9 protein-coding genes are annotated in these 11,798 nt (G+C 39.2%); 2 read left to right on the forward strand and 7 right to left on the reverse strand.

All coding sequences use genetic code 11. The annotated features are described in order from the left end of the window. Positions 1–243: 243 nt before the first annotated feature. Positions 244–1,347, forward strand: a complete 1,104-nt coding sequence (locus tag J2S74_RS12495; RefSeq protein ID WP_307326125.1) for an SDR family oxidoreductase — start codon at positions 244–246, stop codon at positions 1,345–1,347. A 59-nt stretch (positions 1,348–1,406) separates the two neighbouring features. Further along, complete coding sequence (locus J2S74_RS12500) at positions 1,407–1,982, forward strand: HD domain-containing protein (protein WP_307326126.1); 576 nt, start codon at positions 1,407–1,409, stop codon at positions 1,980–1,982. A 114-nt stretch (positions 1,983–2,096) separates the two neighbouring features. Here the strand turns inward: J2S74_RS12500 and odhB are convergent, their stop codons facing one another. The 7 genes from odhB to J2S74_RS12535 form a co-directional block, all read right to left on the reverse strand. Continuing rightward, positions 2,097–3,377, reverse strand: a complete 1,281-nt coding sequence (odhB, locus tag J2S74_RS12505; protein WP_307326127.1) for a 2-oxoglutarate dehydrogenase complex dihydrolipoyllysine-residue succinyltransferase — start codon at positions 3,375–3,377, stop codon at positions 2,097–2,099. Next, positions 3,374–6,229 (reverse strand): 2-oxoglutarate dehydrogenase E1 component, encoded by a 2,856-nt coding sequence (locus J2S74_RS12510; protein ID WP_307326128.1) that lies wholly within the window; start codon positions 6,227–6,229, stop codon positions 3,374–3,376. Before J2S74_RS12510 ends, odhB begins: the two co-directional genes overlap by 4 nt. Before the next feature lie 365 nt (positions 6,230–6,594). Further along, positions 6,595–7,290 (reverse strand): SOS response-associated peptidase, encoded by a 696-nt coding sequence (locus tag J2S74_RS12515; RefSeq protein ID WP_307326129.1) that lies wholly within the window; start codon positions 7,288–7,290, stop codon positions 6,595–6,597. After that, complete coding sequence (locus tag J2S74_RS12520) at positions 7,277–8,440, reverse strand: aminotransferase A (RefSeq protein ID WP_307326130.1); 1,164 nt, start codon at positions 8,438–8,440, stop codon at positions 7,277–7,279. Before J2S74_RS12520 ends, J2S74_RS12515 begins: the two co-directional genes overlap by 14 nt. Positions 8,441–8,459: 19 nt before the next feature. Beyond that, entirely contained in the window at positions 8,460–8,969 is a 510-nt protein-coding gene (locus tag J2S74_RS12525; RefSeq protein ID WP_307326131.1) for a hypothetical protein, read from the reverse strand. Positions 8,970–9,055: 86 nt separating this feature from the next. Continuing rightward, positions 9,056–10,237, reverse strand: coding sequence for an alpha/beta hydrolase (locus J2S74_RS12530; protein WP_307326132.1), 1,182 nt, complete (start codon positions 10,235–10,237; stop codon positions 9,056–9,058). Between the two features lie 290 nt (positions 10,238–10,527). Further along, positions 10,528–11,682: a D-alanyl-D-alanine carboxypeptidase family protein gene (locus J2S74_RS12535; RefSeq protein WP_307326133.1), complete on the reverse strand. Its 1,155-nt coding sequence runs from the start codon at positions 11,680–11,682 to the stop codon at positions 10,528–10,530. Positions 11,683–11,798 lie beyond the last annotated feature (116 nt).

Genomic DNA, 11,798 nt, shown 5'->3' on the forward strand with positions numbered 1-11,798 from the left:
ATGTATATAACCTAACTTTCCCACTGGTAACCTTTAAATTTACATTTCTTAACAACATACTCTTTTCCCTCACGGCTTAAGTTAGTAATCCTTCCGAAACATTAAGAATATTTATTAAATATACGCTTTTGCATTTTTTTTGATAATGAAAAAGGAAAAGTTATAACAACGGTCGAATGGTATATCATTATTCAATCTTTAGCCATCACCAACAAATTTTTTTTTGCGAAAAGGGGTATGTAAATGGGAAATGTTTATTTTTTCACTGGGTTTCCTGGGTTTATAGCAAAGGAGTTAATAAAGGAATGTATTCACATTAGTGGAAAAACTCCCATTGAACAGATCTATTTACTCACTCTCCCCTCCATGGAAAAAAAAGCCCTACTAGACTTACAGGAAATGTTCATCCTTTACCCAGAGGCTAAGGACCTCATTACACTAGTCATAGGTGATATCACTAAGAATGACCTAAATATTAGTACAAGGTACAATAACGTATTGAAATCGTCCGTTACCCATGTTTTCCATTTAGCAGCCGTTTATGATCTTGCTGTAGATAAAAAAACAGCGGAAAAAGTAAACGTTTCTGGAACGAAAAACGTAAACAATTGGGTTCAAGAAATCCAGTCCCTTAAAAGATATACGTATTTTAGCACCGCCTATGTGTCGGGTAAACGGGAAGGAAGGATTTACGAGAAGGAGCTTTCCATGGGACAATCGTTTAAAAACCACTATGAACGAACAAAATATGAAGCAGAGGTTTTAGTTCGAGATATAATGGATGTTGTACCTACTACGATTATCCGGCCAGGTATCGTCCGCGGACACTCTGAGACAGGTGTAACCACGAAGTTTGATGGTCCCTATTTTATTTTGCACATATTGGATCGCCTTTCCGCCTTACCAGTTATTCCTTACTTAGGTGATGGAAATGCAGATGGTAATTTTGTGCCTGTAGATTATGTAATTAAAGCAAGCTTCTATTTAACTCACTTGGAAACAGGGGCAGGGAAGACCTACCATTTAACGGACCCCGCACCATTTAAGATGTCCGAGGTTTATCGTATGTTAGCCGAAGAGTATCTTGGAAAAACCCCACGGGGCAAGCTGCCACTTTTATTTGGAAAACTAAGCATGTCTATTCCTCCATTTAGAAAATGGATGCAGGTAGAAAAGGAAGCATTAGAATACAATTCCTGTCTTGCATTCTATGATACAAGAGTTGCAGAAAATGATTTGCAAGAAAGTGGAATCGAATGCCCAAGCTTTGATAAAACACTAACCACAATGGTCAACTATTACCGTGAACACAAAGACGATAAACAAAAGTATATACAAATCCATTAAGTTTCTATATTAAAAGCGGCAATCGCAACTAAAATCTTATTTATACCAGGAGGCGAAACATGAATCTCAACCTTATTCACGAAGCAGTGGTCTTTGCAACAGAAGCACACGAAGGGCAAACTCGGAAAACATCAAAGGTTGCTTACATAAGCCATCCTCTTACAGCAGCCCTCTATGCACAACGTTATTTACTAGATACTTCCTTTACTGAGGAAGAACAAACAAATATAGTGGCTGCCATCATCTTGCACGATGTATGGGAAGACACGGATGTCACTCTGGATGCAATTGAGGAAAAATTCGGTTCTGCTATTGCAAAACTAGTTAAAGGTGCCTCTGAAGAAGATAAATCTAAAACCTGGTTAGAGCGGAAAACAGCGACCATAAAGAAAACTACAGGTGCACCATTAGATTTAAAATACATCATCTGTGCAGATAAAGTTCATAACTTAGTCTCCATGGTAGAAGCTCAAGAGTTGATTGGAGAAGAAATGTGGAAATCCTTCAAAGAAAGGAAGGAGACCCAACAATGGTACTATACCAATATGTACAAAGCATTATTGGATGGCGTCGACCATGTACCTGCGTTTTTTCAGGAAATGAAGAGACAAATTGAGTTGGTTTTTGGGGAGTAGGAAGGCGTGTAGAAATAGGGTTTTCTGACCCAGGGTTAGCTGACCTGCGGTCAACTTAGAGAAATAGAACATGGAGACCCTAAAGTCTCCATGTTCTCCAAACTCATCAATCTTTTACCCTTCTAACAACAACGATTCTGGGTCTTCAATTAATTGTTTTACTTTCACTAGGAATCCTACTGCGTCTCTACCATCGATGACACGGTGGTCGTAGGAAAGGGCAATGTACATCATTGGGCGGATTTCCATACGCTCATCATCGATCACTACTGGGCGCTTTTGGATCGTGTGCATTCCTAAAATACCAACCTGAGGAGTGTTCAAGATTGGTGTAGAGAACAGGGATCCAAATACTCCACCGTTTGTAATCGTAAATGTTCCACCTTGTAAATCGTCAATAGCTAATTTCTTTTGATGTGCTTTTTCTGCTAGGCGGCCAATTTCTTTTTCAATGCCTGCAAAATCAAGGCGCTCTGCATCGCGTACAACAGGAACAACAAGTCCTTCCTCTGTAGATACAGCAACTCCGATGTCATAGTACTTCTTCAGAAGCAGCTCGTCACCTTGGATTTCTGCGTTTACGTTCGGATATTTCTTTAGTGCAGCAACAACTGCTTTTGTAAAGAAAGACATGAATCCTAGTTTTACACCATTTTCGTCTAAGAACTTATCTTTGCGGCGTTTACGTAGGTCCATTAGGTTTGTCATGTCTACTTCGTTAAAGGTTGTAAGCATGGCAGCCGTTTGTTGTGCTTCCACTAATCTCTTTGCAATCGTTTGACGGCGGCGAGACATGCGAATGCGCTCCACAGGTTTCCTAGGGTCATCTGCCGGTTTTGGAGTACTTGCAACAGGACTAGCAGCCGGCTTTTGAGGTGCCGGTTGATTTTTCTTCGTTTCGTGCTCTAAAATATCCTCTCTGCGAACTCGACCTAAAGGATCCCGAGCAGAAATTTCGTTTAAAGCGATACCCTTTTCCCTTGCTAGCTTTCGTGCAGCAGGTGTTGCAATTGGACGGGAAGCTTTCCCTGCTTCTGCCGTTTCTGCTGGAGATACACCTTCTGTTTCTGTAAACTTAGGTACGGATTCCTTTTTCTCCTCTGCTGGTGCCGGAGTTTCCTCTTTAGGAGGAGTGGAAACCTCACCTGCTCCTGCGCTTGCTCCCGTATCAATTTTTGCAATAATCGCTCCTACTTTTACTGTGTCTCCTGCTACTACTAATACATCAGTTAGAACACCCGCTTCATCTGCTGCAATTTCTACGTTTACTTTATCTGTTTCAAGTTCTACGATGTCTTCCCCTTTTTCAACGTAATCACCTGGTTTTTTCAGCCATTCCGCAACTGTTCCCTCTGTAACTGACTCGGCTAATTCTGGTACTTTTATTTCGATCATTCCTCGTCTCTCCCTTCGATGTTTCGAGTTAATGCTGCTGTAATTATTCGTTGCTGCTCTTTCTTGTGTGCTTTCGGATCTCCTTCAGCAGTACTTGAACGGCGTCTTCGGCCGAAATAATTAATTTGAATATCTCTACCTGCTATCTCACGTAAATGTGGCAACGCATAATGCCATGCCCCCATATTACGAGGCTCTTCCTGTACCCAAACCCACTCATCTACATTTGGATAATCCTCTTTCAGCTTTGTCACATGTTCCCTAGGGAACGGATATAACTCCTCAACTCTAGCAATATGGAGCCAATCTAGATCACCGTGTTTTTCTAAGTTTTCTTCAATATCCACTGCAATTTTTCCTGAACAGAAGACAATGCGCTTTACAGCTTCTTTGCTCCCGCCTAATCCAGGCTGCATAATTACAGATTGGAAACTGCTATCAGATAATTCTTCAGGTGAAGAGGCTACACGTTCGTTTCGCAGTAAACTCTTTGGTGTCATAATGACTAGTGGCCTTACTTCTTCTTTTCCTAAAAGCTTTGCTTGTCGTCGTAAAATATGGAAATACTGACTGGCCTTCGTTAAATTAGCCACATGCCAGTTATTCTCCGCAGCAAGCTGAAGGAATCTCTCTACTCTACCGCTGGAGTGCTCCGGTCCTTGACCTTCATAACCATGAGGTAGCAGTAATACTAATCCAGACTTTTGACCCCATTTTGCACGGCCAGCTGAAATAAATTGGTCAAAGATTACTTGAGCTCCGTTGGAAAAATCTCCGTATTGCGCTTCCCATAAAGTGAGTGTTTCTGGCGCATGCACATTGTACCCATATTCAAACCCTACAACTGCCATTTCAGATAGTGGACTGTTATAAATGGCAAAGGCAGCATTTGCAGATGGCATAGCATGAATAGGTGAATAAATTTCATCTGTTTCATAATCATGAAGAACTAAATGACGCTGGGAGAAGGTTCCCCTTTCAGAATCCTGTCCTGTTAAGCGTATTGGCGTCCCTTCATGAATAATGGTGGCAAAAGCTAATGTTTCCGCTAGTCCCCAATCCACTTTTCCGCCATCTTCTACGGCGTTGGTTCTACGTCTTAAAATCTTTTCTAGCTTAGGGAAGACATTGAACGTTTCTGGGAACTGCAGCAGTTCTCCGTTAATTTTTCTTAAGAGATCGATATTGACCTTTGTTTCAATCCCTTCAAGCCTATTTTCCACATAGGTTGGGGGCTCCATTTTCTTATCTACTTCTTCACGCTTTCGGTTCTTAATATTTTCAAATTGGTTTTCTAATTTTTTCAGGAATTCTTCTCGCAATGCTGGGAGCTCTTCCTTAGAAATAATCCCTTTCTGAATTAATTTCTCTCCGTACAATTGAAATACTGTATCATGATTTTTAATTTTTTTATAAAGGGATGGCTGTGTTACCAATGGTTCATCCATTTCGTTATGACCGAAACGACGGTATCCAATCAAATCAATGAGAATGTCCTTATGGAATCTTCTGCGATATTGATAAGCAAGATACGCTGCAGCTATACAAGCCTCAGGGTCATCTGCATTAACATGAATTACAGGCACCTCAAATCCTTTAGCTAAATCGCTGGCATAGTTCGTTGAGCGGGAATCGCTAAATACAGTGGTGAAACCGATTCTATTGTTAGCTATAACGTGTACCGTTCCACCTGTGGAGTATCCAGTTAACTGACTAAGATTTAACGTTTCAGCTACTACTCCTTGACCAGGGAAAGCAGCATCCCCGTGAATAAGTATCGGCATAGATTTATTTTTATTTTGTACAGGATATCCTGGCTTCGTGCGATCATCCTGAGCTGCCCTTGCAAATCCTTCTACGACAGGATTAACAAATTCTAAGTGACTTGGGTTATTGGCTAGGGTAATCGTTGCCTCAACAGTGCTTTCTTTAATTTCCCTATCTGCACCGAGATGGTATTTTACATCTCCTGTCCAGCCAAAGTTAATCCCAACGGAACCTTCAGAGGGAACTAACTCCTTGTTTGGGGCATCATGAAACTCAGAAAAAATCATTTCATAAGGTTTCCCTAATACATGGGCCAAAACATTTAAACGCCCTCGGTGGGCCATACCAATTAAAATCTTCTGAGTTCCATCTTCTACCGATTCTTGGACTAACTCATCCAGCATTGGTACCATGGCATCTAAGCCTTCAATGGAAAAACGTTTTTGTCCCACAAATGTTTTGTGAAGAAATTGCTCGAAGCCCTCCACTTTGTTTAATCTATCTAAAATTTGTTTTCTTCGCTCATTGGAAATATTCGGACGGTAATTCCCTGACTCCACCATTTGAATTAACCATTGACGTTCTTCCATGTCATGAACTTGGTTAAATTCAAAGGCCATTGTATCCGTATAAATGCTTTTTAAATATTCAATGGCATCATATCCGTTTTTAATATGTGCCGGAGCATCTGATGAGATTAAATAGGCTGGGATACTACGTAAAGCCTCCTTAGTAAGTCCATAGTCCTTTAATGAGAATAAATCTTCCCCTTCTCTCTTCTCCACAGGGGAGATATTCGCCATTAAATGACCATTTCTTCGAATAGAATCTCCAAGCTTAATGGCATTTGCCATTGCTAACAATTGTTCAGAAGAACTGTATTTAGATACAGACTGTCCCTCATGAATGGATGGACCATCTACGTGATCCTCTGGAGCACCCCATTTTTCAAAGAAAAGCTTTAGCTTTTCATCCACGGAATCTGGGTTTTGTAAATAATCTTCATACACATCTAACATATAACCCAGGTTGGGGCCATAAAATTGACTCCAGCCCTCATCAAAAAGAATGTCGTTGCTGCTCATGAACTAGTACCCTCCAATATTATGTTTAGAAAATTAATAAGAAAATCTTCACAATGTTAAAAGCTATGAAAAGTCATATCATTTCATTATATATGCAGGTAAAATACAGAGTTGCTCTTTTTTTTACCGTTGAAGATTCCCAAATTAAACACTATGTTTATAGTTAAAACGCTTCCATTGATTATTTTAGCACTATAGGGAATTTTACTCAAAAGAAATTCTTTATTTTTTTTAAAAATTTGTCACATTTTTTTATACCCTATATTTTAAATATAAATCAGGTAATTTCCTCTCTGCTTATCCTTTACTTATTGTGGAAAAAATACAAATAAAAATACGGCTATTTACGCCGTATCACGAAAATATTAAATTAATTCTTTTATGCATTCTACAGAATCGTGCTTTGGACTATTAACTACCTTATTTACGGGAAAAGTCATCATTTTTTCAGAGGGAAAGGGTTTAAAAAATTCCTCTTCCAGCAGGTCCTCTGTCCAATTAGCCTGTTGAAGCCACCAATTACATTTCCCTTTATCTAGAATAACCGGCATCCGGTGGTGTAGGTCCCGCATCATTTCATTTGCTTCCGTTGTGAGAACCGTACAGCTAACAATTTGTTCTCCATTTTCTTTGTTAACCCAACGATCCCATAAACCAGCAAAGATAAGCAGATCATCATTTTTATTTTTGATATAATATGGTTGCTTACCAACGTCTGTCTTCTTCCATTCGAAAAAACCGTTGGCTACAATTACACAATGTCTCTTTCCTAACAAGCCCTTAAACGACCTTTTTTCATGAAGAGTTTCCGATCTTGCATTAATCATTTTACTGCTAAAAGATTCATCCTTTGCCCAATGTGGAATTAGACCCCACTTCATATATCCTGCACGTAATCCTTTCTTGCCTTGAACGATAGACAAGATTGGCTGAGTAGGAGCTATATTATAACGTGGTTCAACCTCTAAATTATGACCATTTTCCAAGTCAAAGTAATCTTCTAGGAAATCAGGGTCCGCATAAAGGGTAAATCGTCCACACATTGCATCACCTAGTTTCAATTTTTTTCCAAAAAGCTTCTAAACGGTCTAAAGCTTCTTGTAATTGTTTCATACTGTAGGCATAGGATAATCGAATATAACCTTCTCCGTAAGAAGAAAATGCATCTCCTGGTACTACGGCCAATTTCTCCTCTTCCAGTAATTTTACTGCAAAGTCAAAGGAAGAGAGTCCACTTTCTTGAATAGAAGGAAAGACATAGAAAGCACCTGCAGGCTTTACCGTTGGTATCCCCATTTCTCCTAAGCGCTGAAGCATATAATCCCTACGCTCCCTGTACTCTCCTTTCATTTCTTCTGGGTCATCCATCCCAACTGTTAGTGCCTCTATTGCAGCATGCTGAGAAATGGATGTGGCGCAGCTAACATTATATTGATGAACCTTTAACATATGCTTCTGAATATAGGCTGGTGCAAAAATAAAGCCAATCCTCCACCCCGTCATGGAATGAGACTTAGAAACCCCATTGATTACAATTGTTTTCTCCTTCATACCAGGAAATTGTGCGATGGAAATATGATCTTGGTCGTAATGAAGTTCCGAGTAGATTTCATCTGAAACAACGAATAAATCCTGTTCCCTTAAATATTCTGCTAATTCTTTTCCCTGATCATAGGTCAGAACTGCTCCAGTTGGATTTGAAGGATAAGGTAAGATGACTGCCCTCGTCTTCTCTGTCTTGTGCTTCTCAATTTGTTCTTTAGTGATGATAAAATTTGTTGACCTCGTATCCACAAATACGGGTGTCCCGCCACAAAGGGTAATAATTGGTGCATAGGCGGGATAGACAGGCCCTGGCAAAATAACTTCTGTTCCCGGCTCCAGAATGGTTCGGAAAGTTACATCAATCCCCTGGGAGGCTCCAATCGTTGTAATAATCTCTGAGTCTGGATCGTATGTAAGGTTGTATTTTTTCTTTAAAAAACTACTTGCTGCTTTAAGTAACGCTTTTTCTCCAGCATTAGCGGTGTAATTTGTCTTGTTATCTTGAATAGCAGAAATAGCCGCTGTCTTTATATGTTCAGGTGTATGGAAATCAGGCTGCCCTAAAGTCAATTGAACAGCATCAGGAACAGAAGCAACTCGGTTAAAAAATTGCCTAATTCCAGATATTTGTATATTTTTCACATGAGTGTTTAATAAATGTTCCATCCATTATACCTTCCTTTTTTCAATATAATATTGGCTGCACCCATGAAATAATGAAGACAACCACAATAAAATAAAGCATGTATACAATTAGTGCACTAACATTAACGAGAAATACCAGCTTTTTTCCCTTCCACTGAATGGAAAAGAAGCTGCGTACCATCGGTAACGATAAGAAAAAAATAACAATAGAGTACATAAATAGAATAAAAACTTCAAGAATAAAGGATTCTATTTGAAAGTCTTCTACAATAATTCCGGAAAAAATCATTGACGTTTCTGCAATTAAGGTTACTGCCTTAGCAATCAAAAGCTTCGTATAGACAATAATTGTAAGCCACCAGCTCCAATTTTTCCCCATAAAAAGACCAATAGAAGATAATATCAATAATAAATAAATTCCATCCGAAGCCATGAGTAAAATGAGCCTTTCACCAAATCCCCATTGTATACCAATGTATAAATAATATATCAAAAATGCGGTGACAAAAACCAGTTGAAATACTGCTAACAAATTTAACGGAATCTTCAATGGTCGGTCCAATACTATTCACCTCATTTAAAATAGTTTCATCTGTATAAGGTTATAAAGCGGGGTATAAAGGCCCGCTTCTCTACTTATTGTGTAAAAAAATTTATCCCAGAACGCCCTAATAGGTAAGCAGCAATGGCAAAGGCTTCCGTTTGCTCCCTTACTCGGTCAAAGCCTTGTGGCGGCTGTCTAACCTGAAGCTGATAAGGATCAGGGGTTTGCAAGGTTCCTTGATGGGCTTGACGTAAAAAGCCAGATACTTCTTGTAAGCCGTATTGTCCACTCTGCATAATTTCATATAAAGAAACAAAACCGTGCATAACTCCCTTATATCGCGTGGCTCTAACTGAGACACCAAATTCTGCTAGTCTTTCTGCATATGCCTCCCCTTCATCCCGGAGCGGGTCAAATTCAGCTGTAATAATCAATGCAGGGGGGAGTCCTTCTAAATTCTCTGCTTGTAAAGGTGAAGCGTAAGGACTACTCCACATCCACTCCTCAGGAGTATAGAGATCTCTCGCCCGATACATAACAGTACGGGACAATAAATAATAGCCACTATCATATATTTCCCTCGAGGCCAAAGATACATCGAGAAAGGTTGTTAACGGATACATTAATACTTGAGACGTTAATTCAGGACCCTCCCTATCTCGGGCCATTAAGGCCATAACAGTTGCGATGTTTCCGCCGGCACTGTCCCCTGCAACACTAATCGTATTCTCATCACCATTAAATGTTTCTGCGTTCTGTACCGCCCATTTGATAGCGGCATAGCTATCCTCTACAGCTGCAGGAAAAACATAATCCGGGGCCACTCGATAACCTACGGCAATAACAACACTGTTCGTTCTTGCAGCAAGGGAACGAACAATATTATCATGGGTATTTATATCCCCATAGCCACGTAAAAATGCTCCTCCATGGTAATACATGACGATAGGGAAAGGACCTTCCCCTTGTGGTCGATAAATCCGCAACGGAATCTGAGAATCTCCTTGGACAGGGATATATAAGTCCTCTCGCAGTAATGGATTGCCACCGACCCCTCGCCCACCTGATACTATCTTCGGAACACGAATATTAATATCAAGGGCTACTAGGTTATTATTGATGGCATGAAGAATGACAGCTGTCTTTGCTGGCAAACGGCCTTCATCAGTATTTTGCCATATATATATTGATACCCCGATTAAAATTAATAGAATGGAAATTAATAAAGAACCGAGGAGAAATATATTTTTAAGCCATCGTTTGATCCTCTTCATTACTCTTTTTTCACCTCACCTACTGCACGGTTTAAGCGTATTTCTTAAGGTAAGTTTATCAAAGCTCTGTGGAGTGATTTTAACATTTTACATACTTAATTAAAAGCCACCAGTATAAATAACAAACTAGTCTAAATTGGTAATATCTATATAAATTGTTCTGTTTCCTTTATTATACAGTCACACCTTCATTCTCGCCATCAACGTATAACAATTTGTATCTTATTTTTAGTTTAGGAAATAAAAAAGAAGGTAACTTTAAAGAATAAAAAACTTTTAAAGTTACCTTCTTAGTTTCGGTTAAAGAAATAAAACCCTGAAATGACCAGCCAGTCGGTCCAATGGTTATTTTCCTGTTCCTCAATGGGAACTGTTGCTGATAATACCGGGTTTAAAGAAAAGCGAGGCAATTGCAAGAGCTCACGATGTTTAAGCTGAAAGCCATCAATTTTTCGATTTTCTTCCCCTGTTATGGTTACGTAACCACTATTAGAAATAGAATAATTTATTTCTTCTCCTTTTTTTGTTGTTACTGCTATCGGATCTGGAAATACAAATTGAACTAATAACGGCTCCTTTTCGAAACTTATCCATTGTGTTTCAAAATTATCGAAACCATACCGTAGTAGTGCAAGGGTATCCCTTTGGGCATAGTTTCGTGAAGGAGCTTGTAATGTTACAGCTATTAGTTCCGTGTCATCTACTTTAGCCGCCGTAGACAATGTATAACCAGATAAACGAACAAACCCATTTTTTATCCCTATTATATTTTCTTCGGAACGTAAAAGGGGATGGTGATTAAAAAGCCTTGTTTCCCAACCTTCTCCAACCCAATCGTAGTAATGCGTTCCAACTAGTTCACGAAAGGTCTCATTTTTCATGGCATAAGAGCTTATTTTTGCCATATCCGCTGCAGTTACAATATGTTCATCCTCATATAGTCCATGTGGATTGGTAAAGTTCGTTTGATCACTAACTCCCATCCGAAACTGGGCAAAACGGTTCATACGCTCCGCAAAAGCTTCTACCGACCCATCAATATGCTCTGCAATGGCTATTGCAGCATCATTTCCAGAACTGACCATTAATCCGTGTAATAATTGACCAATGGTAATCTGTTCATCCTCTAATAAATACACACGTGTTCCAATTGCTCTAATGGCATTACCGCTAACCGTTACAACATCATCTAAATCCTGCGTTTCGATGGCTATAATCGCTGTTAATATTTTTGTAATACTTGCAGGATACATTGGTTGGTGAGCATTTTTCTCATATAATACTTCTCCTGAATTGCTGTCTATTAAAATTGCCGATTCACTAACAAGACTCGGTGGTGGGGTGTGGTCTGCAGATATGGACTCAAAAGGGATTAGCAAACCCATGAGTAAGACTAGGGTAAAGGTAATATTTTTAATTTTTCTGTACAATCTTAATCTGCTCATCATTATCACCTTTTTTAATTTCAATTGTTAATACATTTATAAACTGATTTATATTACTGAAACAAGTCATTTTATATAACAATTGTATTACAAATGAAATTAAAAAGGAGTGGAAA

It is taken from the genome of Evansella vedderi (genome assembly GCF_030813435.1).
GTDB lineage: Bacteria > Bacillota > Bacilli > Bacillales > Salisediminibacteriaceae > Evansella > Evansella vedderi.

What these genes read in the sequence shown, in the direction of transcription:
- J2S74_RS12495 (WP_307326125.1), top strand. Translation starts at nt 244, where the DNA reads ATGGGAAATGTTTATTTTTTCACTGGGTTTCCTGGGTTTATAGCAAAG.
- J2S74_RS12500 (WP_307326126.1), top strand. Translation starts at nt 1,407, where the DNA reads ATGAATCTCAACCTTATTCACGAAGCAGTGGTCTTTGCAACAGAAGCA.
- odhB (WP_307326127.1), bottom strand. Translation starts at nt 3,377, where the DNA reads ATGATCGAAATAAAAGTACCAGAATTAGCCGAGTCAGTTACAGAGGGA.
- J2S74_RS12510 (WP_307326128.1), bottom strand. Translation starts at nt 6,229, where the DNA reads ATGAGCAGCAACGACATTCTTTTTGATGAGGGCTGGAGTCAATTTTAT.
- J2S74_RS12520 (WP_307326130.1), bottom strand. Translation starts at nt 8,440, where the DNA reads ATGGAACATTTATTAAACACTCATGTGAAAAATATACAAATATCTGGA.
- J2S74_RS12530 (WP_307326132.1), bottom strand. Translation starts at nt 10,237, where the DNA reads ATGAAGAGGATCAAACGATGGCTTAAAAATATATTTCTCCTCGGTTCT.
- J2S74_RS12535 (WP_307326133.1), bottom strand. Translation starts at nt 11,682, where the DNA reads ATGAGCAGATTAAGATTGTACAGAAAAATTAAAAATATTACCTTTACC.